This is a genomic window from Neisseria sicca, assembly GCF_014054945.1.
Taxonomy (GTDB): domain Bacteria; phylum Pseudomonadota; class Gammaproteobacteria; order Burkholderiales; family Neisseriaceae; genus Neisseria; species Neisseria sicca.
The window spans coordinates 1,185,047-1,210,523 of the sequence record NZ_CP059566.1; the positions used below are offsets into that span (position 1 = coordinate 1,185,047).

A 25,477-nucleotide genomic window follows, 5' to 3' on the forward strand; every position below is an offset into this window, starting at 1 on the left:
TTTTTGCACTTAACCGTGCGTGGATTGAAACTAAAGTAGTTAGATTAGTCAGCTAATCCGCCCCTTCTTTATGAAGGGGCGTGTGTACAACCAAAAGGAGAACCAAATGAACCAAATCCGCCTACATATTTGGGGCGATTATGCCTGTTTTACCCGTCCGGAGATGAAGGTGGAACGGGTGTCTTATGATGTCATCACGCCGTCGGCGGCGCGCGGGATTTTGGCGGCGGTGCATTGGAAGCCGGCGATTCGGTGGGTGATTGACCGGATTTATGTGTTAAAGCCGATTCGGTTTGAGTCGGTGCGGCGCAATGAGTTGGGTGGCAAGATTTCGGCGGGTAAGGTCAGCGGCGCGATGAAGCGCAAGAGCGTTGCTGATTTATATACGCTGATTGAAGACGACCGCCAGCAGCGCGCGGCGACGGTGCTTAAAGACGTGGCTTATGTGATTGAAGCCCATGCGGTGCTGACGGCAAAAGCGGGCGCGGATGAGACCGTTACCAAGCATATCGAGATGTTCAAACGCCGTGCGAAAAAAGGGCAATGCTTTCAGCAGCCTTGTTTGGGCGTGCGTGAATTCCCTGCCGATTTTGCGTTGATTGACGAAGGCGAGCCGCTGCCGCCGTCGGCGTTATCGGAAAGCGAGGCAAACCGTGATTTGGGCTGGATGCTGCACGATATTGATTTTGACCACGGCAACACGCCGCATTTTTTCCGCGCACAAATGAAAGACGGCGTAATTGATGTGCCGCCGTTTTACGCCGAGGAGGTGAAAGCATGATTCTTGCGTCCCTTGCCCGTTATTACCGCCGTTTGGCAGCGGAAACCGATGAAATGAGCAACCCGAAAGTGCCGCCTTATGGTTTTAGTGAGGAAAAAATCGGCTGGATTTTGGTGTTGGATAAAGAAGGTCGTCTGAAAACCGTTGTGCCGAATCTGACCGCCGATAAAAAGCCGCAGCCGAAATTGATGAGCGTGCCGCGCCCTGAAAAACGCACATCGGGCATCAAGCCGAATTTTTTGTGGGATAAAACCGCCTACGCGCTCGGCGTGGAAGCCAATAAAAACAAAGCCGAAGCCAAAGAAAAACCGTTTACGTCGTCTGAAAAAACCTTTGACGCCTTTAAGCAATACCATCTTGATTTACTGCAAAACAGCGAAGACGAAGGCCTCCAAGCCTTGTGCCATTTCCTGCAAAACTGGCAGCCTGCACATTTCGCTGCCGAAAATCTGCCTGCCGAAATGCTCGATGCCAACATCGCATTTTCTCTTGAAAAACCGACCGCACTTATTCATAAACGCGAAGCCGCGCAAACTTTGTGGGCAGGCTGCCTGAAAAGCGACGAAGCGCTTGAGGGCTTGTGTCTGATTAGCGGCGACACCGCCCCGATTGCACGGCTGCATCCGGCGATTAAAGGCGTGTTTGGCGGGCAAAGCTCCGGCGGTTCGATTATTTCGTTTAATAAAGAAGCCTTTGCTTCGTTTGGCAAGGAGCAAGGCGCAAATGCGCCTGTTTCCGAACAATCCGCATTTGCCTACACCACTGCGCTGAACTATCTGTTGCGTCCAGAAAATGGGCACTCTTTAATAATAGGGCTAGATAGAATCAGGGCAGCTCTGCGGGGGGCAAAAAAACAAAATGAATCACAAGATTTTGATAAAAGACCAAGTATTGGCAGTACCAGCACGGTCTTTTGGGCGGAAGCGGACGATAACGCGACCGCGCAGGCTGCCGAAGGCTTCTTCGCGCACGTGTTCACACCGCCGGATGATGAACAAGAAAGCGCCAAAGTTTTCAACGTATTGGAACAAATGGGCAAAGGTCGCCCGCTGCAAGAAATTGCGCCCGAACTCTCTCCCAATACCCGTTTTTATATCTTAGGGCTTGCCCCTAATGCCGCGCGGATTTCTGTTCGGTTTTGGCTGGACACCACGTTTGGGCAGTTAGCAAAAAACCTAGCACAGCATTGGCAAGATTTAGCCCTTGAGCCTTGCGCGTGGAAAACGCCGCCGTCTATTTGGCGACTCTTATTGCAAACTGCCGTGCTGGGCAAAAGCGAAAACATCTCGCCCGTATTGGCAGGTGAAATGACCCGCGCCGTGATTTGCGGCACGCCGTATCCCATGAGCTTGCTGTCGCAACTGATTACCCGAATCCGCGCCGACGGTGATGTGAACGGCTTGCGCGTGGCAATGATGAAAGCCGTATTAGAGCGGCGTTTTAGAAAAGGTTTTATCGAAGAAGGAGTTCCTATGAGTTTGAACAATGAAAGCCCGAATCGCGCCTATCTTTTAGGGCGGCTGTTTGCCGTGTTGGAGCGCATTCAATATCAGGCGTTGGGCGAATTAAATGCCGGTATTGCCGACCGCTATTACGGCTCTGCCTCCGCCGTGCCGTTTTCGGTTTTTCCGCGTCTTTTGTCGGGCGCAAAACACCATTTGTCGCGCTTGCGTAAAGACAAAGCCGGTATGGCGGTGAATTTGGATAAAGATTTGGGCGAAATCATTGCCAAACTGCCCGAAACCTTTCCTCGCCATTTGAGCATTGACGAGCAAGGCCGCTTCGCCATCGGCTATTACCATCAAAAACAAAGCTATTTTGCTAAAAAAGAAACCGCTGAAACCATTGAAAACTAAGGAGCCAGAAAATGTCTGCTATTCAAAACCGCTATGAATTTGTTTACTTTTTTGATGTAACTAACGGCAACCCCAACGGCGATCCCGATGCAGGCAATATGCCGCGCCTTGATCCCGAATCCAGCAAAGGCTTGGTAACCGATGTCTGCCTGAAACGGAAAATCCGCAACTTCATCGAAATCAGCGCAGAAAACCAAGCAGGCTATGAAATCTACGTCAAAGAAAAAAGCGTGCTGAACCTGCAAAACAAACGCGCTTATGAAGCACTCGGTATTGAATCGGAAGCCAAAAAACTGCCCAAAGACGAAGCTAAAGCGCGTGCAATTACCGCTTGGATGTGCAATAACTTCTTTGATATTCGCAGCTTTGGTGCAGTTATGACGACCGAAGTCAACAGCGGGCAAGTGCGCGGCCCGGTACAACTGGCGTTTGCCCAATCCATCGACCCGATTGTGCCGCTGGAAGTTTCCATCACCCGCATGGCAGTCACCAACGAAAAAGACTTGGAAAAAGAACGCACTATGGGGCGCAAATACATCGTCCCTTACGCACTCTACCGCGTGCACGGTTTTATCTCCGCCAACCTTGCCGCCAAAACCGGTTTTTCAGACGACGACTTAGCCAAACTCTGGCAAGCCCTGACACTGATGTTTGAACACGACCGCTCCGCCGCCCGTGGCGAAATGGCGGCACGCAAACTGATTGTTTTCAAACACGACAGCGCATTCGGCAGCCAGCCTGCACATAAACTGTTTGACGCCGTGAAAGTCGAACGCGTAAACGGCGAATCAGGTACGCCCGCAAGCGGTTTTGGCGATTACAACATCAGCGTGGTTTCAGACGGCCTCAATGGCGTGAGTGTGGAAGAGTTGCTTTAAAAAACATTTGGAAAGATGACCGCACTTTCAACCGAAACCCAAGGGGAAAATCAGGACACGCGCCTGATTCCCCTTTCCGCCCTGCAACACTACGCTTTCTGTCCGCGCCAATGTGCGTTGATTCACAACGAGCAGGCGTGGGCGGAGAACTATCTGACTGCACAGGGCAAAGCGCTGCATGAGAGGGTGGATTCTGGTGAGCCGGAAACGCGCAAGGGTGTGCGCTTTGAGCGGACGGTGCATGTATCGGCGGAGAAACTGGGCATCAGCGGCGTGTTGGATTTGGTGGAAGTGGAAACGAAGACCGGCCGTCTGAAACCCGTGGAATACAAACGCGGCAAGCCCAAACCCGACCCGATGGACGAAATCCAGCTTTGCGCCCAAGGTTTGTGTTTGGAAGAAATGACGGGGCAAACCGTCTCTGAGGGCGCGCTGTGGTATATGCAAACCCGCCACCGCGTCCCCGTCGTGTTTTCAGACGACCTGCGCGCTCAAACACTCGCCACCATCGCCGCCGTGCGCGAACTCCTAAACAGCGGCCAAACCCCATCGCCCGACTATGGCAAACGCTGTAAAGCCTGCTCGCTGGTGGAGATTTGCCAGCCTGAGTTGCTAGGGAAACGGGATAGAAGTGTGGGGTATGTAGAGGAGTTGTTTGGGGAATATTAAGATGATTTAATTGAGCAAAGTGCGTAAAATCATACGTGTGATAGTTTGATTTTGAGTAATATACATTACCTATAAACTATGCTGATTTAATTATTGAATTTATATGGATTATTACAAATGAAGATTTTTGAAAACTCAATGACAAAAATATATCTTGCTGATTGCCTCGATGCTCTTAACGATATTCAAGATAATTCTGTTGATCTTATATTCGCTGACCCACCTTATAATATTGGAAAAAAATTTAGTCAATTTAAAGATTCTTGGAAAACAGAAAAAGAGTATATCGAATGGTGTTATAAATGGCTTAGCTTATGCTTAAATAAACTTAAGGATAATGGCTCTTTATATGTGATGGCAAGTACGCAATCTATGCCATACATAGATATTTGGCTTAGAGAAAGAATGACTATTTTATCTAGAATTATTTGGCATTATGATAGTTCGGGTGTCCAAGCTAAAAAATATTATGGTTCTTTATATGAACCAATATTATTCGCAGTGAAGAATAACAAATCATATACATTTAATTCTTCAGATATCGAAATAGAAGCCAAAACAGGAGCAAAAAGAAAGCTTATAGATTACCGTAAAGAGATCCCTACGCCATATAAAACAACCAAAGTTCCAGGAAATACGTGGTATTTTCCAAGAGTTAGATACCGAATGGAAGAGTATGAGAATCACCCGAGTCAGAAACCTGAAGCACTTTTGGAAAGAATAATTAGGGCTAGCACAAATGAAGGAGATCTTGTCTTGGATCCTTTTGGTGGTACTTTTTCTACTAGTGCCGTTGCTCAAAAATTAAATAGAAAAAGTATTAGTATTGAATTTCAAGAAGAGTATTTAAAAATAGGACTAAGAAGACTTGGCATTGCGACAGAGTATCGTGGTGAAAAATTATGCAATACAGATAAAAATTTCGTACGGAAAAATAGTAAATCTATGCCAAAAGTTGGAGAATTTAATGATTAATCATTCGATATTAAAGCATCATTCTTTTACAGGAAAAATTATCTCAATTCTCAAAGATGAATTTGGAGATGATGCTATTTATATTTTTGAGAATAGTCCAATTTTGGGCTATTTAAATATTAAAACTAAATCTGCAGAAAGAGGGTCTAAATCTAGGGGTTCTTTTGCTAATCATTATGCTTTATATGTAATAATAGAGGATTATATAAATAAAGGATATTTGGGTGATGATTTAGATTATTCCAAATATGATGGAGCAAAATTTACTGATTTATTTAGAAGACAAAGAGAATTGCCTTTTGGTTCTAAATTGCAAAACCATGCTCTTAATAGCAGACTAAACGATGAATTTAAAAAATTTTTTCCAACATTGGGTATTGTTCCGATTATTCGGGATGTTCGAACATCAAGATATTGGATTCAAGAAGATTTAATTAAAGTATCTGTAAGAAATAAAAATGGAATAGAAAGAAGAGAAAATTTAGCACCTTCAATTATTAGAATAATTGATGAGTATATTGCAACTAAAAAAGAATCATTTGAACTTTTTTTAAAAACTTGCCAAGAAATCGCAAACCTAAGCAGTAGCGATCCACATTCTGTAGTTAAGTTTATTCAGGAGCAATTACATCCAAGCTCAGATGCTAGGGTATTTGAAATTGTAAGTTATGCTGTTCTAAAAGAAAGATATAGTAACCAGACAATTTGGATAGGTGATTCTAGAGATGATGTAGCAGAAGAATCGTTGGTGCTTTACAAAACGGGAAGAACAAATGCTAATGATGGCGGTATTGATTTTGTAATGAAACCATTAGGAAGATTTTTTCAAGTTACTGAAACAATAGATGCTAATAAATATTTTTTAGATATAGACAAAGTGCAGAGATTCCCAATTACTTTCGTTGTTAAAACAAATAGTTCATATGAAGAAATAGAAAAAATTATTAAAGAACAAGCTAAAGCTAAATACAATATTGAAGCAATTGTAAATTCATATATGGATTCGATTGAGGAAATAATAAATGTTCCAGATTTAATGAAATATTTCGAGGAAATGATTTATTCAGATTCATTAAAAAGAATAATGGATGAAATTATTGTACAAAGTAAGGTTGAATTTAATTATGAAGAGGATGTTAGTTAAGAGAAATTTTCAAACACTCTAAATAGCAACCCATTAACCCAAAAGCACGCTCAAACCCCAAGGAGTTTCCCCATGCGCAAACTGCAAAACACGCTCTACATCACCACCCAAGGCAGCTATCTGCATAAGGAGCGGGAGACGCTGGTGGTGGAGCAGGAGCGTAAGAAAGTGGCGCAGTTGCCGGTGCATTCCATCGGGCATATTTTCTGTTTTGGGAATGTGCTGGTGTCACCGTTTTTGCTAGGGTTTTGCGGTGAAAATAATGTGAATTTAGCGTTTTTTACCGAAAACGGACGTTTCTTAGGGCGGCTTCAGGGGCGGCAGAGCGGTAATGTGCTTTTGCGTCGGGCGCAGTATCGGGTGTCGGAGCAAAATCCCGTGCCGATTGCGCGCAATATCATCGCAGCGAAGATTCAGGCGGGTAAGCGGGTGCTTCAGCGGCAGATTCGCAATTACGGCGAGAATGCGGCGATTCAAAGTGCGGTCGATTCTTTGAACATTTCGCTGCGGCAGTTGAAGGGTGCGGCGGAGCTGGACGTGGTGCGCGGCATTGAAGGCGATGCCGCGGCACGTTATTTCGGCGTGTTCGGACAGCTTTTGAGCGAAAAAAGCGGCTTTATTTTTGACGGACGCAACCGCCGTCCGCCCAGAGACGGGGTGAACGCGCTGTTGTCGTTTGTTTACAGCATCTTGGGCAAGGACATCAGTGGCGCTCTGCAAGGCGTGGGACTGGACCCGCAGGTGGGCTTTCTGCATGCCGACCGACCGGGACGTGACAGTTTGGCGCAAGATATTTTGGAAGAATTCCGCGCGTGGTGGGCAGATAGGCTAGTGCTGTCGCTGATTAACCGAGGGCAAATCAAACCGCAGGATTTTGTTACCGAGGCAAGCGGCGCGGTAAGCCTGAAAGCCGATGCGCGTAAGCTCTTGTTCCAAGCCTTGCAGGCGAAAAAGCAGGAGAAAATCGTGCATCCGTTTTTGGGCGAGGAAGTGGAAATCGGCTTGCTGCCGTATATTCAGGCCATGCTGTTGGCGCGGCACTTGCGCGGGGATTTAGCGGAATATCCGCCGTTTTTGATGAGATAGATTTGCAGGCTGCCTGAAAACAGGCTGGACGTTTTCAGACGACCTCTAAAGCAGCCTGCACATGGGAATATAAAATGCTGATGCTGATTACTTACGATATTTCGCTGGAAGACGCGGAAGGACAGGCAAGGCTGCGGCGCGTGGCGAAATTGTGTCTGGACTACGGTGTGCGCGTGCAGTATTCGGTGTTTGAATGCGACATCGCACCCGACCAGTGGGTTGTTTTAAAAGATAGACTTTTGAAAACCTACAACCCCGAAACCGACAGCCTGCGCTTTTACCATCTAGGCAGCAAATGGCGACGTAAAGTAGAACACCACGGCGCAAAACCGGCGGTGGATGTGTTTAAGGATACGTTGATTGTGTAAATCGCCAACCTGCGGTTCTCATGAAAATGCGGCAGGGTTGGCGAACTGGGATTGTTCTTTAACAATCAGGATATTGCGAATGCGGGTGTAACGGACAAGGCTGTGTTATACTCGCGTTCACGCTTTTCTTGAGAGTTTAGCGAAATCGGGGCTGCGAAGCCTGATGGAGCAAGGCTTTTGAGAGAGGCTCCAGCCGCCTTCGGGCGGCTGTGTGTTGAAACCAAACCACCCATCTTAGAATTACCCTGACCGGAACCAGCCGCCTTCGGGCGGCTGTGTGTTGAAACCGCCTGATATACACGCAACAGGATATTCAAGCTCCAGCCGCCTTCGGGCGGCTGTGTGTTGAAACAGCCCAAGGAACGCCATTGAAAGAAGTCACTAACCAGCCGCCTTCGGGCGGCTGTGTGTTGAAACCATAAAGACACATTGGTAAAAATCGCCGGATGTCCCCAGCCGCCTTCGGGCGGCTGTGTGTTGAAACGCCAGTAAGACGAACTGAAAATAATGTTTGCGGACCCAGCCGCCTTCGGGCGGCTGTGTGTTGAAACAAAATGGCTTGGTCTATGATTAAAGGCGTGAAATCCAGCCGCCTTCGGGCGGCTGTGTGTTGAAACGCTTCGGTTCGGCATTGTTTTGAACGTTGACAAACACCAGCCGCCTTCGGGCGGCTGTGTGTTGAAACAGCCGGTTCAGACGACCTCTTGTTTGTGCGGACAGCCAGCCGCCTTCGGGCGGCTGTGTGTTGAAACGTTTTAAGGAATCAGCATATAATCCCGACTTTCCCAGCCGCCTTCGGGCGGCTGTGTGTTGAAACAAAAATGCCTGAAAACGTCGCCTTTTTGAACATACCCAGCCGCCTTCGGGCGGCTGTGTGTTGAAACCATAAAAGGTAGTCAGTCGAAAACCATAACCGCAACCAGCCGCCTTCGGGCGGCTGTGTGTTGAAACACTTCGGCGGTCAACAAAATACCATCCTTTTCGAACCAGCCGCCTTCGGGCGGCTGTGTGTTGAAACATCTGTGCCGCATCCATGCTCGCTGAAGAAGTTTCCAGCCGCCTTCGGGCGGCTGTGTGTTGAAACCAAGTGAAAGAGCCTTACAACAAAAAGGCTACGACCCAGCCGCCTTCGGGCGGCTGTGTGTTGAAACCGAACATCACAAAATTTTCGGTCACGCACACGCGCCAGCCGCCTTCGGGCGGCTGTGTGTTGAAACGGGTATTCCCGCGAGACCTAGCAAACCTATTAAACCAGCCGCCTTCGGGCGGCTGTGTGTTGAAACCAGACTGAAAGCCTTAAAAAAAAACAGTCGTACTACCAGCCGCCTTCGGGCGGCTGTGTGTTGAAACCATGTTTTCACGGAGGACTTGCCAAAGCTGGCGCCAGCCGCCTTCGGGCGGCTGTGTGTTGAAACGCTATAAAAATCTTTTGCCACGTCGCAACGGGTCCAGCCGCCTTCGGGCGGCTGTGTGTTGAAACAGTAGCCACCGATAGCCCTTCATACGAAACTAGCCCAGCCGCCTTCGGGCGGCTGTGTGTTGAAACGCCGCCCTGATCCCTACGCTGGCGGTAACCACTTTGTGCGGACCAGCCGCCTTCGGGCGGCTGTGTGTTGAAACCGATATGTTAACGCGTTAACACGTTAAGTCAACAACCAGCCGCCTTCGGGCGGCTGTGTGTTGAAACAGACAATTCAGGGTATGCGGTCAGGTAATCGAACCCAGCCGCCTTCGGGCGGCTGTGTGTTGAAACCTACGGTTTGAGTTTTTTATGTCTGATGTTCATGCCAGCCGCCTTCGGGCGGCTGTGTGTTGAAACCGCCTCCCTCATCGGTACGGGAGGTGTCCCTTCTCCAGCCGCCTTCGGGCGGCTGTGTGTTGAAACCGATGTTTTTCTGCAGGTATTGGAATTGGGAGGTCCCAGCCGCCTTCGGGCGGCTGTGTGTTGAAACCATAACAAGGATACAACGCCTAACCGCTTGTCGCCCAGCCGCCTTCGGGCGGCTGTGTGTTGAAACTGCTGCTGATTCTCTTGATTTTGATTTTGCTGCCCAGCCGCCTTCGGGCGGCTGTGTGTTGAAACCTCGTCCAGACTTGAAACCAAATTCCACGCTCGCCCAGCCGCCTTCGGGCGGCTGTGTGTTGAAACAAGAAAATTAAATTTGCATTGATTTATTTTCTTGGCCAGCCGCCTTCGGGCGGCTGTGTGTTGAAACCTGGTTTGTTCACAGGATGCATTTCTTCGACCAACAAACCAGCCGCCTTCGGGCGGCTGTGTGTTGAAACAAGATGAGCGTCAGGATGACCTATTACAGAATCAGCCAGCCGCCTTCGGGCGGCTGTGTGTTGAAACAATGAAAGACCTAGTAATAGATTTTGACAAGTTGGCCAGCCGCCTTCGGGCGGCTGTGTGTTGAAACTGTAAAAGAAAAAATCATGTCAGATGGGAATGCCCCAGCCGCCTTCGGGCGGCTGTGTGTTGAAACGATGCAACCCGTACTAAGACGCAACGTCAGCGCGACCAGCCGCCTTCGGGCGGCTGTGTGTTGAAACTTGGTATAAATGCGTGACGTCTCTGGACAATCCAGCCAGCCGCCTTCGGGCGGCTGTGTGTTGAAACTTTCATCACTGCCTTTCTTAACACTACAAGATCCGCCCAGCCGCCTTCGGGCGGCTGTGTGTTGAAACTGACCGACATCAACGGCAATCTCTTATGGTACGGCCCAGCCGCCTTCGGGCGGCTGTGTGTTGAAACGACTGATATTTCATGGCGCATCCGCACCGCGCTGAATCCAGCCGCCTTCGGGCGGCTGTGTGTTGAAACCCTCGTGACAAGCTGTCCAACCGCACACCTCTCAACCAGCCGCCTTCGGGCGGCTGTGTGTTGAAACCACATAAACACCTTTTAAACGGTCTTTAGCAGCCTCCAGCCGCCTTCGGGCGGCTGTGTGTTGAAACGTGGTCTTCGGAGCCAAAGCCACCAACCGCTCCGCCAGCCGCCTTCGGGCGGCTGTGTGTTGAAACACAAAGACGACCTTGCCGCGCAAAATACGCTACAATACCAGCCGCCTTCGGGCGGCTGTGTGTTGAAACACAACCCGACCCCAATCCTGACGGCAAGCCTGGCTCCAGCCGCCTTCGGGCGGCTGTGTGTTGAAACAATACCTTCTGATTCGATGAAACGAGAACCTTTCCAGCCGCCTTCGGGCGGCTGTGTGTTGAAACAGACTGGTAACAATCGGAACATTCAAACAAATTCCGATCCCAGCCGCCTTCGGGCGGCTGTGTGTTGAAACAGTTTATGGGAAAAAACTGTCTGATTCCGCTTGACCAGCCGCCTTCGGGCGGCTGTGTGTTGAAACCTTACGGATACCCCTTGACGCACGGACAAAGAAACCAGCCGCCTTCGGGCGGCTGTGTGTTGAAACCAGGGGAGGACAATTATGCGCGGGCAATGGTGTTGACCCAGCCGCCTTCGGGCGGCTGTGTGTTGAAACCGTTAAGGGAGCGTAAAACACATTTAGAACCCCTCCAGCCGCCTTCGGGCGGCTGTGTGTTGAAACCTGAGAAAGCAATCAACCTAGAATTAAAACCGTTCCAGCCGCCTTCGGGCGGCTGTGTGTTGAAACCTGAGCAACCGAAGCCACATCTATCAGAAGATGATCCAGCCGCCTTCGGGCGGCTGTGTGTTGAAACTGTTGATTTCGGTATTCTCGGTCGGTATCTGACCCAGCCGCCTTCGGGCGGCTGTGTGTTGAAACCATTTTCCCCGACTAGGATATTCTTATCCTTCAGCCAGCCGCCTTCGGGCGGCTGTGTGTTGAAACGGCAATTGTATGGTTATCATCTTCAATCTCCGTTCCCAGCCGCCTTCGGGCGGCTGTGTGTTGAAACATTCTTGAAACTTGTTCAATTGCCTGAGCCGTATTCCAGCCGCCTTCGGGCGGCTGTGTGTTGAAACCCGAGCCGTCGGCGGCGAGACTGGGGGTGTGGGGCCAGCCGCCTTCGGGCGGCTGTGTGTTGAAACTTTGGCTTTATCGTAAATACGGCAATAACAAGACCCAGCCGCCTTCGGGCGGCTGTGTGTTGAAACATTGAAATGTTGAATAAGTGATGAAGCTCCTTTACCCAGCCGCCTTCGGGCGGCTGTGTGTTGAAACGCTGGCCACCTGCCGACATCAACGGTCAGCGTTGCCAGCCGCCTTCGGGCGGCTGTGTGTTGAAACTTCGGCGGCGTGAAAAAACAACCTCAAGTCGTTGCCAGCCGCCTTCGGGCGGCTGTGTGTTGAAACATCGGATTGATACGGCCATGCAAGCGGCCAAACCCAGCCGCCTTCGGGCGGCTGTGTGTTGAAACATGGCTTGGAAAGGCTACAACGTTTATCAAATCTCCAGCCGCCTTCGGGCGGCTGTGTGTTGAAACAATAGCAATATTGCTTAAATAGCGGAGACCGAACCCAGCCGCCTTCGGGCGGCTGTGTGTTGAAACTAGTACGGCAAGGCGAGGCAACGCCGTACTGGTTCCAGCCGCCTTCGGGCGGCTGTGTGTTGAAACCAGTTGTTCCCGTTCCAGTTGTTCCCGTTCCGGTCCAGCCGCCTTCGGGCGGCTGTGTGTTGAAACACCTCGATTTCACGTATCAAACGCGCCATTTCCCAGCCGCCTTCGGGCGGCTGTGTGTTGAAACTGGGCATCAAGCCGTCGTCTGGCGTCGCACAAAGCCAGCCGCCTTCGGGCGGCTGTGTGTTGAAACAATTGATGCCAATTTACCGCCACGTGTATATGAATCCCAGCCGCCTTCGGGCGGCTGTGTGTTGAAACTTTTATGGTAATTGATGTAATTTGATACGAAATGCCAGCCGCCTTCGGGCGGCTGTGTGTTGAAACGGCTGGGGAGAGGGTGGCTCTATGGGCGGCTGCACCAGCCAGCCGCCTTCGGGCGGCTGTGTGTTGAAACCTCGGGGCGCGGGTTATCGACATCAACATGGGCTCCAGCCGCCTTCGGGCGGCTGTGTGTTGAAACCCTGATATGAGCCAGCGGGAACAGGAAAATATCCTGCCAGCCGCCTTCGGGCGGCTGTGTGTTGAAACTATGTCGTTGTTGCATTCGGCGACGCGGTAGAAATCCAGCCGCCTTCGGGCGGCTGTGTGTTGAAACGCCATCGGGCATCATATGATGATTGGTGAACTTACCCAGCCGCCTTCGGGCGGCTGTGTGTTGAAACCATCCATGAGGACACTTTTTCGCTTCTCGCCGGTTCCAGCCGCCTTCGGGCGGCTGTGTGTTGAAACGAAGTTTGGGATGCAAAGAGTAGTCAATATGTTGACCCAGCCGCCTTCGGGCGGCTGTGTGTTGAAACCTTGATATCAATGTGGACATTATCAAGCTGCAAGCCAGCCGCCTTCGGGCGGCTGTGTGTTGAAACGCCCACCCTAACCCAGTCAGCGGCAACCGCCTCAACCAGCCGCCTTCGGGCGGCTGTGTGTTGAAACCATAGGCGGTCTGCGGGGCTGTTTGTGGCTGTTCCAGCCGCCTTCGGGCGGCTGTGTGTTGAAACATACGCTTCGTTTTCGGTTTTTTGTTTCAAAGTCCCAGCCGCCTTCGGGCGGCTGTGTATTGAAACCTGAACGCGCTCAAAGAGCATAAGTCCATCTTCCCAGCCGCTTTCAGGCAGCTATATATCAGTACAACTCAGAGATTTCTTACGACAAAGGTCGTCTGAAAACCTTATCAATCGGTTTTCAGACGACCTTTTTCAGTCATCAACATAAGCCCGATACTTTGGAATAGGCTATGGACATCAGACAGATAGGTCAGCCGATTCGGGCATCAGAATTTCACACCTTTATGCAAGGCTACGATGCCTGCGCTCATATTATGGTAATCAACGCTGTCGAAACCGGCATCCAGCATCATTTGTTTCAATGTTTCCTGGTCAGGGTGCATGCGGATGGATTCTGCCAGATATTGATAGCTGTCTGCGTCTTTGGCAATAAGTTTGCCCATGACCGGCAGCAGTTTGAAGGAATACAAATCGTATGCACCTTCCAGTGGCTTGTAGACTTTGGAAAATTCCAATACCAAGAGCGTTCCGCCCGGTTTGAGCACACGGTACATTTCTTTGAGCGCGGCATCTTTATGGGTCATGTTGCGCAAACCGAAAGCAACGGAAACCAAGTTGAAATAGTTGTCGGGAAACGGCAATTTTTCGGCATCGGCCAGCGATACGGGCAGAATCAAACCTTCATTCAGCAGTCTGTCGCGGCCGACGGTCAGCATGGATGAGTTGATGTCGGTCAGCCACACTTCGCCTTCTTTGCCCACACGCTTGGCCCAGCCGCGCGACAGGTCGCCGGTACCGCCGGCGATATCCAGCACTTTATCGCCCTTTTTCAGACGGGCGGTATTGATGGTGAAATGTTTCCAAACGCGGTGCAGGCCGGCAGACATGACATCGTTCATGATGTCGTAGTTTTTGGCTACGGAATGGAACACTTCGGCCACTTTACCTGCCTTTTCTTCTTCGTTTACGGTAGTGAAACCGAAATGGGTTTTGTGGTCGCTCATAGAGGTGCTTTCCTAAAATAATCTGAAATCAATATGGTTCAAACGGTATTTCGATTTTCAGACGACCTTGCTCTAGGGGTCGTCTGAAAGTTTAATCATTGAGAGGCAAACCTGTCTTTCAATTTGTCCATGGCTACGCCGAATGCTGAAATTTCATCTCAGAAGGTGATGGCATTTTTATCGTCATTCACGATATGCTTTTTGCGGACCTGCTTGGTATAGTCTATCAAATGGATGGCTAAATAATCTTTTTTATTCAGATAACAGCGCAACTCGCCCGTGCAGTGGCATTGTACCCTCAAGACCGTATCTTTCCAGCCGATTCTGTTTGACATCAGACAGGCTGATATATTTTTTCAAGCGAGGAACAGAGCTGCTTTGCCGACATCCTGCTGTCCGTCACAATGCCGCTTCAAAAAGAACAAACACGCTCAGTAATCAATGATGCCCGCCACAACCGCCGCTGCCGCAGGAATGCTTTTTACCGGCAATAAGGTCTGCGGCACTCGGTATTCTGGAGGCTCCGGCTTCTTTTAACCTGCGGAGATAATCCTGCCAAAGTGCATCATAATCGTAAGCCAATTTGTAAAGATAAGCCCAGTCATACAAACCGCTATTATGACCGTCTGAAAAAGTAATTTTGAGCGCATACTGACCGACAGGGTCTAAATCAGAAATCGTAACTTCCGCTTTACCTGTCTGCAAGACATCTTGTCCCGCACCATGTCCGCGCACTTCGGCGCTGGGAGAATAAACGCGGAGAAATTCGGCAGGAAGGGTTTTACGTTCGCCGCGATAAACCAAAACCAAAGCCGATCGGTCATGTTGCAAACGGATTTCTTCAGGAATGTTGTTATCAACTTGGTTCATGTCATACCCCCATTTTCTTTCGCAGCACCGCTACCCAGATTGAAAAAACGCCGCCCAAAAACGCAAACAGCAAGATTAAAATGAGCGCAAAACGGGTCAGCTCAATCCGCATCGACATATCCAAGCCCAAATCAAACACTGCCAAAACCACATATATCAGGAAAGAAAGCATCATCAGTCCGATACAGATAAAGGCATAACGCGTATGGGCGGCAATTTTCGGATGGCGGATCATTGTTTGAGAAACAAGAAATAAAATTTCCGCTATTCTAACAGTTTTACGGTTCACCCAAACAATAAAGTATCTTGCCCCACCCTGCTTTGTCTTGTTGCATATAAAGAAGGTCGTCTGAAAACCTGTTTGGGTTTCAGACGACCTTGATTGCCTATTGCCAGATATAAAGTAAGACCGCCTTATCATTTTCTTCTTTCGGCGTTAACCGGACATCATCGCCTTTGTCTCCGGTAACCCGTACCACCATACCGCCGATCTGACGCTCCATGACTTCGAGTTTCGCTTTGCCACGTTGGCGGTAAACATACTCTTCGCATTCCCGCTGACACCAAAAATCCTTCCAATGAATGAAATATTTCTTACCCGACTCAACCGCCAATTTTTCTCCGCCTTTAACGATAAAGTAAGGATAATCAGGCTTTTTCGTTCGGAAAGTCCATTCGGCTTTTTCAGATTTGCCATTGCGCTCATACTCGAATACGGCACGATACGCGGTATCGTATTCCAAAGGCAACAGAGGAAATAAGGCAAATTGACGATCGGAAAACGTTTGATTCGGATCATTGCTTGCCGTCAGCACCTTAACCTTCTCTATCTCGGATTTGCCCTGATAAAGCTTGAACGACCGCATTTTGATTTTTCCGGCAGATTCCGAAAAAGCGATACTGACCGGATTGCCAGTAAATTCGTGTCCCGGCATGGGATCGGGGTGTTCGCCGTGAAAATCCGGCATGGCAAAATCACCTTGCGGATAAACGACATATAAGAACTCGCGTTGCGCCTTGACTTCGTCCGCATAAACAACGGCGTTGTTGTTGCAGGCATTCTGATAATAACGCCGCCCCGGTTCAGGATAAACCCTGCCTAAACCGCAATAAAAATTAAACTGATGATTTCCCTGATTGATGGCAACCGATATCCGCCCATCACGATGCTCAAATGCCGCACCGGCTTCATCAATGCCTTGTTCCAACAGAGAGAAGCGGTGATAAATAGCGGTCATCAAACCGTCAATCTGCTGCTGAACCGGCAAATTGGTATCCATATCTTCAGGATACGGATAAAAACCGGTGGTGATATTTTCATGTACGCCATCATAAAGATAACCGACCTTGCGGGCGCGTTCATTCGGGCGGTAACCGGTAAAAAACGGATTGCTGCGATGACGTTCGTCATGACCGTCTTCAGGGTTCTGCAACAAATAACGCGCATGATTGCGGGCGGACTTTTCTAAAACCGACGAATGCGCCAAAGTCGGCAGCCCCGCGCCTGCACGCAAAAAATTCAGGTAAGCCAATCCGCCGAATGAAGACACGGAAGACCTGTCATGCGGCGACTCAGCATGAATCAGCTCGTCCTGAGAAATTCTATGGTTTTGCTGATAATAAAAAAAACCGAAAGCCGCAGCCAACAGCGCAAGCCAGAAAATGAGATTTTTCATATTGTTATAAATAGATAGTGGATTAAATTTAAATCAGGACAAGGCGACGAAGCCGCAGACAGTACAGATAGTACGGAACCGATTCACTTGGTGCTTCAGCACCTTAGAGAATCGTTCTCTTTGAGCTAAGGCGAGGCAACGCCGTACTGGTTTAAAGTTAATCCACTATAAGTAAGAAGACGGCTAAAGATATGCCCATTTCATTGCCAATCCCGAATCATACAGGATAAAGGTCGTCTGAAAAACCAAAACCCCGACTACAAACCATGTAATCGGGGTCGGCATTAAAAAAGACTTAGTATTGGTATTGATTCTGCTCAGGATATTGGTTCTGCGCCGGGTAGGGATATTGATTCTGTCCGGACATTTGAGGCTGTACTTGTTGGCGGTTGTCGATTCTGCTGCCGGTACGTTCCAATGCCTGACCTGCCTTACCGATACCGTGCCCAATACCGCTGACAGAACGCCCGATAATGCGTGAACCATCTTCCCGAACGCCGTTCCAAGTATTGTGACAGCCTGCCAAAGTCAATAAAACCAGTGCAACAGATAATGCTTTCATGATGTGCTCCTATCGTTAGTATAGCCAATCCGCAGCTTTAAAAACTGCGGGTATGTTCCCATTGACAGTAATCAATCTCAGAGAGTTTATCGATTTTCCTGATTTTACGAGCGCATAACAAAAACACTTGGTAAGAGCCATAAATATTTTCAGACGACCTTTTGTACATCTGTCCTTAAGATGTCTGAATATGCTCTTGAAGAATCAAACCTCCAAGTTTTTACGCCACAACACCAACAGTTTGCCGATATGCTGAACCAGTTGCGCATCAACGGCTTCGCACAGCGCATTGCAAATTTCAACGCGCTCGGCGCGGTCGTCGCCGAATACACGGACTTTGATTAACTCATGCGCCGTCAGGGCGGCATCGGTTTCTTTGATAACGGACTCGGTCAAACCTTGCTGTCCCACCATTACAACAGGATGAAGGTGATGGGCGCGGGCTTTCAATTCCAAAATTTCTTTAGTGCTTAATTTATTGTCAGTCATGTTCTAGTGCTTGAAAAGAAAGAATAATGCGGCATTGTACGCGATTTGGCGCAATCTCGGGGGAAAATAACGTACAATACAGCGTTTCTCTAAATCATTAAATAAATTATGGCAGTACGTTCAAAATCATCAAAAGCCTGGCTTCACGAACACGTCAACGATCATTACGTCCACATGGCGCAAAAAGACGGCTATCGTGCCCGCGCCGCATATAAACTGCTGGAAATCAACGAAAAAGACAAATTAATCAAACCCGGCACGGTTTTGGCGGATTTAGGCAGCGCGCCGGGCAGCTGGTCGCAAGTAGCGGCAAAACTGGTCGGCAATTCAGGGCGCGTGTTCGCATTGGATATCCTGCCTATGGATGAAATAGAAGGCGTTTCTTTTATTCAGGGCGACTTCAGGGAGGACGAAGTATTAGCGCAATTTGAAACCCTGCTGGACGCCCGCCCACTAGACCTTGTAATTTGCGATATGGCACCCAATATGTCGGGTAACGCCGTAACCGACCAAGCCCGCAGCTTTTACTTGTGCGAACTGGCTTTGGACTTTGCCGTCAATCATTTGAAAACGGGCGGCAGCTTTTTGGTGAAGGTATTTCAGGGAGCGGGCTATCAGGAATATATGGCAGCCATGCGCGAAATCTTCGGAACGGTGCAGACGCGCAAGCCCGAAGCATCACGCAATCGTTCCAGTGAGATTTATTTATTAGGAAAAAATAAACGCTGACAATACAGGCAGCGTGTTTTAAAATCTTCCTTTCGTTTATCTTAATATCATGGAGTCTGGCTAAGTGGGGAATACCTTTAAGTCCATCCTGTTATGGGTCGCTTTGTGCGTCGGTCTGATGGCTGCGTTCAACGCACTGACCAGCAAGCAGGAAAACAAGCAGCAAATCGAATACTCTCAATTTATCCAACAGGTAAACAACGGTGAAGTGAGCAACGTCAAAATCGAAGGCTCCGCCATCATCGGCTATCTGATCAAAGGCGAACGTACCGATAAATCCACTTTCTTCACCAATGCGCCTTTAGACGATAATTTGGTCAAAACGCTTTTGGACAATAAAGTCCGCGTCAACGTTATCCCTGAAGAAAAACCGAGTATCTTTACCAGCCTGGTTTTCAGCCTGCTGCCGGTATTGCTGCTGATTGGCGCATGGTTCTACTTCATGCGCATGCAGAACGGCGGCGGTGGCAAGGGCGGCGCATTCTCTTTCGGTAAAAGCCGCGCCCGCCTGATGGACAAAGAAACCAATAAAGTTACCTTTGCCGATGTTGCCGGTTGTGATGAAGTAAAAGAAGAAGTACAAGAAATCGTCGATTATCTGAAATCCCCCAACCGCTATCAAAGCTTAGGCGGCCGCGTTCCGCACGGCATTTTGCTGGCAGGCAGCCCGGGTACCGGTAAAACTTTGCTGGCAAAAGCCATCGCAGGCGAAGCCGGTGTGCCTTTCTTCAGCATTTCAGGCTCCGACTTTGTTGAAATGTTCGTCGGCGTCGGTGCAAGCCGTGTGCGCGATATGTTTGAACAAGCGAAGAAAAACGCCCCTTGTATCATTTTCATTGACGAAATCGACGCTGTCGGCCGTCAACGCGGTGCCGGCTTGGGCGGCAGCAACGACGAACGCGAACAAACCTTGAACCAGCTTTTGGTCGAGATGGACGGTTTTGAAAGCAATCATACCGTTATCGTCATCGCCGCAACCAACCGTCCCGACGTACTGGATCCGGCATTGCAACGCCCAGGCCGCTTCGACCGTCAGGTTGTTGTTCCGCTGCCCGATATCCGCGGTCGCGAGCAAATCCTGAAAGTCCACGCGAAAAAAGTACCTTTGGACGAATCCGTAGATTTGACATCATTGGCACGCGGCACACCCGGCTTCTCCGGTGCGGATTTGGCCAACTTGGTCAATGAAGCCGCCCTATTTGCAGGCCGCCGCAACAAAATCAAAGTCGACCAAAGCGATTTTGAAGATGCCAAAGACAAAATCTATATGGGTCCCGAACGCCGCAGCATGGTAATGCACGAAGACGAAAAACGTGCGACCGCCTACCATGAAGCCGGTCATGCGATTGTTGCCGAAAGCCTGCCGTTTACCGACCCGGTTCACAAAGTGACCATCATGCCGCGCGGCCGTGCGCTCGGTTTGACTTGGCAGCTTCCCGAACGCGACCGTATCAGCATGTATAAAGACCAAATGCTGAGCCAATTGTCGATTCTGTTTGGCGGACGCATTGCCGAAGACATCTTCATCGGCCGTATTTCCACCGGCGCATCCAACGATTTTGAACGTGCCACCCAAATGGCGCGCGAGATGGTCACCCGTTACGGCATGAGCGATAAAATGGGCGTAATGGTTTATACGGAAAATGAAGACGAAGTATTCTTGGGACGCAGCATTACCCGTTCCCAAAACATTTCCGAAAAAACCCAACAAGAAATCGACGCAGAAATTCGCCGCATCTTGGATGAGCAGTATCAAGTAGCTTACAAAATCCTTGATGAAAACCGCGATAAGATGGAAATGATGTGCAAAGCCTTGATGGATTGGGAAACCATAGACCGCGACCAAGTGCTGGAAATTATGGCAGGTAAGCAACCCAGCCCGCCTAAAGACTACAGTCACAATCTGCGGCAGGACAATCCGGAACAATCTGAAACCGAAGCGGTAACGCAAGCTCCGGAAGCAGTCAGTCAGCATGAACCTGCTTCCACAGAAACCGCTCAAGAGTCATCAGAAACCGCTCAAGCGCCATCTGATAAAACCCAAGAGTCATCTGATAAACCTGAAGATCAAGCTTAATCGAACAAAAGAAAACGGCAGCCTACAAGCTGCCGTTTTTATTATTTTCCACACCTCATTTCTACGGTTGATATCTTCGATTAACTCTAACGAAACACAACCGAAAATCGCAAGCCTGCCATACAACCAAGCCAAAGCCCGTTTTCACCCCCAAGCTCCCCACCGTTTTCAGACGACCTCTGCTATGATTACGCCTTCTGTCTGTACTTCCCTCCTTTTATCATGCCCGCCAACGCCTCCATTCCAGCCTTCGATCCCCTAAGCATCCCCATAGCAGGTACCAATCTGATTGAAGCCTCTGCCGGCACGGGCAAAACCTACGGCATTGCGGCTTTGTTCACACGTTTGGTCGTGCTTGAACAGATGCCGGTCGAAAGCATTTTGACCGTTACTTTTACCAAGGCGGCGACAGCGGAATTGAAAACCCGTTTGCGCGCACGTTTGGACGAAGTATTGCATGCTTTGGAGAGCGTGGAGGATACGGACAATCTTTCAGACGATCTTGAAGCATATTGCCGAGACAATCATCCGGGCGATGTGTTTCTGACCGGTTTGCTCAAACAGGCATTGGCTCAAGAAAGTCGGGCGCGGCTGATTGTCCGCCTCAAGGCTGCCATCGGGCAATTCGACAACGCCGCGATTTATACCATTCACGGCTTCTGCCAACGCATTTTGCGCGATTATGCGTTTTTGTGCCACGCGCCTATGGATGTCGAGTTGACCGAAGACAACCGCGACCGCCTGCTGATTCCCGCTCAAGATTTTTGGCGCGACCGCATCGTCAATCATCCCGTTTTGGCGAAGCTGGTATTTCAACGCCGCCAAACGCCGCAAACCATGCTGGCGGCAATACAAAAGTTCGTCAGCCGTCCGTATTTGGTTTTCAGACGACCCGAAGCAGACTTAATCGCCGCACAGGAAAACTTTCGGAAAACATGGGAAAAAGTGCGTTCCAAACTGGACGCTTTGGAAGAAACATTCTGGCGCATCCGTCCGATATTAAACGGGCAATCCTATCAAGAAAAAACATTCAAGACCGTCTTTCTCGAACTCCAATCCGCCTCCCAATCCGATGCCCTTCCTTCTTTTGGCAAGACGACGGCAGAAAAGCTGCCCATGTTTGCCGTAGAAGCTTTAGCGTCCAAAGTCAAAAAAGGCAATACTCCCGATGCTGCCGCCTTTGCCGATTTGCAGATATTGGCGAATCTCGGCGCGGATTCGGCTGCCATCGCGCAAGCCGAAGAAGAGACGCTTACCCTGCTCCACCTCGACCTGCTCGACCATCTTAACGCCAGCCTGAGCGAACAGAAAAAATCCAAGCGCGAACGCGGTTTCGACGATTTGCTGCTTGATGTTTATGACGCATTAACCGACAACCCGCAGGCCGACTCACTGGCTCAGGCGGTAGCGCAAAACTGGCGCATCGCCTTGATTGACGAATTTCAAGACACCGACCCGTTACAATACGAGATTTTCCGAAAAATCTTCATCAGCCAAAACAAGCCTTTATTCTTAGTCGGCGACCCGAAACAAGCCATTTACAGCTTTCGCGGCGCCGACATTTACGCCTATCTGCAAGCCGCCGCCGACGCGCAACACAGCTACACGCTGGCGACCAATTACCGCAGCCATGCCAAGCTGATTAACGGCATAGGCGCATTGTTCCGCTGCAAAAACCGCCCTTTCGTCTTGGACGGCATAGACTATACCGAAGTCGGCGCCGCACGTTCCGAAAGCCGGCTTTCGCCGCCCCAAACCGCCATACAGATACGCTGGCTCAACGGCAAAGACGACGAAGTGCTCAACAAAGACATCTTGCGCCGCCGTGCCTCCGAATATTGCGCCGACGAAATCGCCCACACGCTCAACGAAGCTGCCGAAGGTCGTCTGAAATTCAAAGGCAGACCGGTCGTTTCGGGCGACATTGCCGTCTTGGTCAGGACGTTTAACGAAGGCGTGATGGTGGCAAAAGCATTGAAAACGCGCGGCATACAAAGCGTTTTGCTGTCGCGAGAGTCGGTTTTCACCACGCCGGAAGCCCTCGCCCTTGCCGCGCTTTTAGATTATTGGCTCAATCCCGGACAAATCGGCTCGCTGCGCTTTGTCTTATCCGGCACATTGTTCGGCTACGACGCGCAAGCCCTGTATCAACTCAACCGCAACGAAGCCGAATTATTAAACTGGATAAACACCTCCGCCGAATCCGTTGCCATTTGGCGGAAAAGCGGGATTTATGCCGCGCTGCAACACTTCTCCTCGTTGCACGGCATCGAAACCGGATTACTTGCACGCGGCGACGAGCGCGGCCTCACCAATTTCCATCAGCTTTTAGAGTGCCTCTCCGAAGAAGAGGGACAAAGCCTCAGCCGCGCCGCCCTACATCAATGGCTCAACGAGCAAATCAGCCTGGCGCAAGACCGCTCTGTCGGCGAATCAGGACTGTTACGGCTTGAAAGCGACGAAGCACTGGTCAAAATCGTTACCATGCATGCCTCCAAAGGTTTGCAATATCCTTTGGTCTATTGCCCTTTCGTTTGGGACGCGAAAGACATGAAGCCCGCCGATTGGCAAATCCTCCACACCGCCGACCACACCACGGAACTGCTTGCCAAATCGCAACTCAACGAAGAAGACTGCATCCACCTTGCCGACGAAGAAATGGCGGAACGCCTGCGCCTGCTGTACGTCGCGCTGACCCGTGCCGAAGAGCAGCTCATCCTTTATGCCGCCCATTGCGGCGATACCGCCGATTCCCCTTTTGCCTACCTGCTTGAAGGCAGCGCCGACAGCAATCGGGCGGATACCCGTCAGGCCTATGACCAAGAACGCAAAGCAAACAAAGCCCTAGGCGAGCTGCAAATGCTGAAAAACAACTGGCTGCGTTTCCTCAACAATCCCCCCGAACATACCGACTTCAGCTTTTCCGAAGACGCGCCGCAACCTGCTGCCGCGCAAAACCGCCATCTTTCAGACGACCTCTATCAAGCCGCCGTTATCCCTGCACGCGGATTTCAGTTCATCCGGCATACCAGCTTTACCGGCCTCAGCCGCCAAGTCAAAACCCGAGACGACGAACGCGAAGAATTACAACCCGCACTCGATCCCGCAGAAACCGCCGCCGAAACAGAAAGGTCGTCTGAAACCGCCCTCTCCGTTTCAGACGACCTCCCAAATGCCGACATCCACCATTTCCCGCGCGGCGCCAACGCCGGCGTCTGCCTGCATGAAATGTTGGAAAAATTCGACTTTGCCCAAAGCGCCGAAAATCAAAGCAACCTGATAGCCGAAACCTTGACCCGCTACGGCTTCGACCTGCTTTGGACAGATGCCGTCAAACAAATACTCGACACCTGCCGCAAAACGCGCCTTGCTGCACAAAGCCTGTCTGAAATCCCACCCGAACGCCGCCTTCCGGAAATGGGATTTACCCTCTACACCGAAGACTTCAAACTCCATGACCTGCGCCGCTGGTTTGCCCGCGAAAACAGTTCCCTGCCGCCGGAATGTATCGAAGCCGCAGAAAGATTGGATTTCCAAGATGTACAAGGTTTTCTCAATGGCTTCATCGACATGGTCTGCCAAGATTTAGACGACCTCGTATGCATCATCGACTACAAATCCAACCATCTGGGCGACAGCGCCGAAGCCTATACGCAACAAGCCATGAACGAAGCCGTAGAAGACCACCACTACTACCTGCAAGCGCTCATCTACGCCATCGCCGTAGCCCGCTATTTCAAACTGCGCGGCAAGCCGTTACCCAAAATCGCCATCCGATACCTCTTCCTGCGCGGATTGGACGGCACGGACAACGGCGTCTGGCAATGGGACTTGGATACCGAATCCTTGGCGCAATGGCTGTAAATGGAATGAAAAAGGTCGTCTGAAAATATACGCGCAAGCGTTTTCAGACGACCTTTTCTTTGTATTCATGCAATAAACCAGCACCTGTTTATTGTCTGTACTTCCCTTGCCTTATCCCGTCCTACGTTTCATCCGCAAACAAAAAGGTCGTCTGAAATCCCGATATCGGTTTCAGACGACCTGAGAAACTCGAATTATTTGCCTGCTGCTTTTTGCAGAAGAGCGTACAACTCGTCTTTCAGTTTCAATTTAGCTTTTTTCAGCTCTTCGATTTCTTCAGAGCCGCTGGTAACAGGGTTGTTTACCAAACCGGTAATTTTGTCATCCAGCTCGTTATGCTCGTCAAACAATCGTGCAAAATGCGCATCTTCTTGTTTTAATTTTGAAATTAAATCGCGATATTCTGGAAACATTTTGTTTTCCTCTTTCGTTAATATGGATAAAACGGCGCAATGCCAAGAAACTGATGGAAATCTCTATAGTTTCATTATAACAAAGCTATCGCTTTTATTCAGCCTTTTTTATCAGGCTGAGTCTGAGCGATATCAAACCCATTCGTTCGTAGAACAGCTTTTAAATATCCGTGTTTTGACACAATATAAAGAAAGTAACAAGACATTATTTTCTCAATATTTATCAATACACTGCATAAAACCCGATTAAGCCGCAATCCAAATATAGTGGATTAACTTTAAACCAGGACGGCGTTGCCTCGCCTTAGCTCAAAGAGAACGATTCTCTAAGGTGCTGAAGCACCAAGTGAATCGGTTCCGTACTATCTGTACTGTCTACGGCTTCGTCGTCTTGTCCTGATTTAAAGTTAATCCACTATATAATGGGTTTCAATAATACGTTAGCTATAAAAAGTCGTCTGAACTAAGAAAAGC

19 protein-coding genes and 1 CRISPR repeat array are annotated in these 25,477 nt (G+C 49.6%); of the genes, 11 read left to right on the plus strand and 8 right to left on the minus strand.

Translation table 11 applies throughout. The annotated features are described in order from the left end of the window. Nucleotides 1-106 precede the first annotated feature (106 nt). The 8 genes from cas5c to cas2 all read left to right on the plus strand — a co-directional run bounded on the left by cas5c (nt 107) and on the right by cas2 (nt 7,757). Nucleotides 107-781 carry a type I-C CRISPR-associated protein Cas5c gene (gene cas5c, locus H3L95_RS05790; protein ID WP_040668561.1) on the plus strand — a complete coding sequence of 225 codons (675 nt, stop codon included), beginning with the start codon at nt 107-109 and terminating at the stop codon, nt 779-781. Next, on the plus strand, nt 778-2,637 hold the full coding sequence (cas8c, locus tag H3L95_RS05795) for a type I-C CRISPR-associated protein Cas8c/Csd1 (protein ID WP_003758690.1): 1,860 nt from the start codon (nt 778-780) through the stop codon (nt 2,635-2,637). Before cas5c ends, cas8c begins: the two co-directional genes overlap by 4 nt. An 11-nt stretch (nt 2,638-2,648) precedes the next feature. After that, the gene (gene cas7c / locus H3L95_RS05800) at nt 2,649-3,515 is read left to right on the plus strand and encodes a type I-C CRISPR-associated protein Cas7/Csd2 (protein WP_003758692.1); all 867 of its coding nucleotides are present in this window, start codon (nt 2,649-2,651) and stop codon (nt 3,513-3,515) included. Between the two features lie 15 nt (nt 3,516-3,530). Next, a complete protein-coding gene (cas4, locus tag H3L95_RS05805; protein WP_003758693.1) occupies nt 3,531-4,184 on the plus strand; it encodes a CRISPR-associated protein Cas4 in 654 nt (217 codons plus the stop codon). Nucleotides 4,185-4,301: 117 nt separating this feature from the next. Beyond that, on the plus strand, nt 4,302-5,159 hold the full coding sequence (gene yhdJ / locus H3L95_RS05810) for an adenine-specific DNA-methyltransferase (RefSeq protein ID WP_003758695.1): 858 nt from the start codon (nt 4,302-4,304) through the stop codon (nt 5,157-5,159). Next, complete coding sequence (locus tag H3L95_RS05815) at nt 5,152-6,303, plus strand: hypothetical protein (RefSeq protein WP_003758697.1); 1,152 nt, start codon at nt 5,152-5,154, stop codon at nt 6,301-6,303. The genes yhdJ and H3L95_RS05815 overlap by 8 nt, the downstream gene beginning before the upstream one ends. Before the next feature lie 72 nt (nt 6,304-6,375). Next, nucleotides 6,376-7,389, plus strand: coding sequence for a type I-C CRISPR-associated endonuclease Cas1c (gene cas1c / locus H3L95_RS05820; protein ID WP_003758700.1), 1,014 nt, complete (start codon nt 6,376-6,378; stop codon nt 7,387-7,389). Nucleotides 7,390-7,463: 74 nt separating this feature from the next. Continuing rightward, nucleotides 7,464-7,757: a CRISPR-associated endonuclease Cas2 gene (gene cas2 / locus H3L95_RS05825; protein ID WP_003758701.1), complete on the plus strand. Its 294-nt coding sequence runs from the start codon at nt 7,464-7,466 to the stop codon at nt 7,755-7,757. 189 nt (nt 7,758-7,946) lie between these two features. Then, nucleotides 7,947-13,379: a CRISPR direct-repeat array (repeat unit 32 nt; unit sequence CCAGCCGCCTTCGGGCGGCTGTGTGTTGAAAC). A 206-nt stretch (nt 13,380-13,585) separates the two neighbouring features. Here the strand turns inward: cas2 and ubiE are convergent. The 7 genes from ubiE to yhbY form a co-directional block, all read right to left on the minus strand. Continuing rightward, the gene (gene ubiE / locus H3L95_RS05830) at nt 13,586-14,323 is read right to left on the minus strand and encodes a bifunctional demethylmenaquinone methyltransferase/2-methoxy-6-polyprenyl-1,4-benzoquinol methylase UbiE (RefSeq protein ID WP_003760056.1); all 738 of its coding nucleotides are present in this window, start codon (nt 14,321-14,323) and stop codon (nt 13,586-13,588) included. Between the two features lie 158 nt (nt 14,324-14,481). Further along, complete coding sequence (locus H3L95_RS05835; RefSeq protein ID WP_003760061.1) at nt 14,482-14,658, minus strand: hypothetical protein; 177 nt, start codon at nt 14,656-14,658, stop codon at nt 14,482-14,484. Between the two features lie 103 nt (nt 14,659-14,761). Then, entirely contained in the window at nt 14,762-15,193 is a 432-nt protein-coding gene (locus H3L95_RS05840) for a gamma-butyrobetaine hydroxylase family protein (protein WP_003760063.1), read from the minus strand. 1 nt (nt 15,194) lies between these two features. Further along, nucleotides 15,195-15,482, minus strand: coding sequence for a cytochrome b6 (locus H3L95_RS05845; protein ID WP_231286232.1), 288 nt, complete (start codon nt 15,480-15,482; stop codon nt 15,195-15,197). 97 nt (nt 15,483-15,579) lie between these two features. Beyond that, a complete protein-coding gene (locus H3L95_RS05850; protein WP_003760067.1) occupies nt 15,580-16,869 on the minus strand; it encodes a CAP domain-containing protein in 1,290 nt (429 codons plus the stop codon). Between the two features lie 295 nt (nt 16,870-17,164). Beyond that, entirely contained in the window at nt 17,165-17,431 is a 267-nt protein-coding gene (locus H3L95_RS05855) for a hypothetical protein (RefSeq protein WP_003760069.1), read from the minus strand. A 204-nt stretch (nt 17,432-17,635) separates the two neighbouring features. Next, nucleotides 17,636-17,920, minus strand: coding sequence for a ribosome assembly RNA-binding protein YhbY (yhbY, locus tag H3L95_RS05860; protein ID WP_003760073.1), 285 nt, complete (start codon nt 17,918-17,920; stop codon nt 17,636-17,638). Between the two features lie 108 nt (nt 17,921-18,028). Here yhbY and H3L95_RS05865 point away from each other — a divergent pair, with 108 nt between their 5' ends. The 3 genes from H3L95_RS05865 to recB all read left to right on the plus strand — a co-directional run bounded on the left by H3L95_RS05865 (nt 18,029) and on the right by recB (nt 24,590). Beyond that, nucleotides 18,029-18,649 carry an RlmE family RNA methyltransferase gene (locus tag H3L95_RS05865; RefSeq protein ID WP_003762741.1) on the plus strand — a complete coding sequence of 207 codons (621 nt, stop codon included), beginning with the start codon at nt 18,029-18,031 and terminating at the stop codon, nt 18,647-18,649. Between the two features lie 64 nt (nt 18,650-18,713). Further along, nucleotides 18,714-20,726, plus strand: coding sequence for an ATP-dependent zinc metalloprotease FtsH (gene ftsH, locus H3L95_RS05870; RefSeq protein ID WP_182096235.1), 2,013 nt, complete (start codon nt 18,714-18,716; stop codon nt 20,724-20,726). Nucleotides 20,727-20,948: 222 nt separating this feature from the next. Then, nucleotides 20,949-24,590, plus strand: coding sequence for an exodeoxyribonuclease V subunit beta (gene recB / locus H3L95_RS05875; RefSeq protein WP_003760084.1), 3,642 nt, complete (start codon nt 20,949-20,951; stop codon nt 24,588-24,590). Nucleotides 24,591-24,784: 194 nt separating this feature from the next. On the opposite strand, the gene H3L95_RS05880 is transcribed toward recB, so the two are convergent. Continuing rightward, nucleotides 24,785-25,003, minus strand: a complete 219-nt coding sequence (locus H3L95_RS05880; protein ID WP_003760086.1) for an HP1242/YdcH family protein — start codon at nt 25,001-25,003, stop codon at nt 24,785-24,787. Between the last annotated feature and the right edge of the window lie 474 nt (nt 25,004-25,477).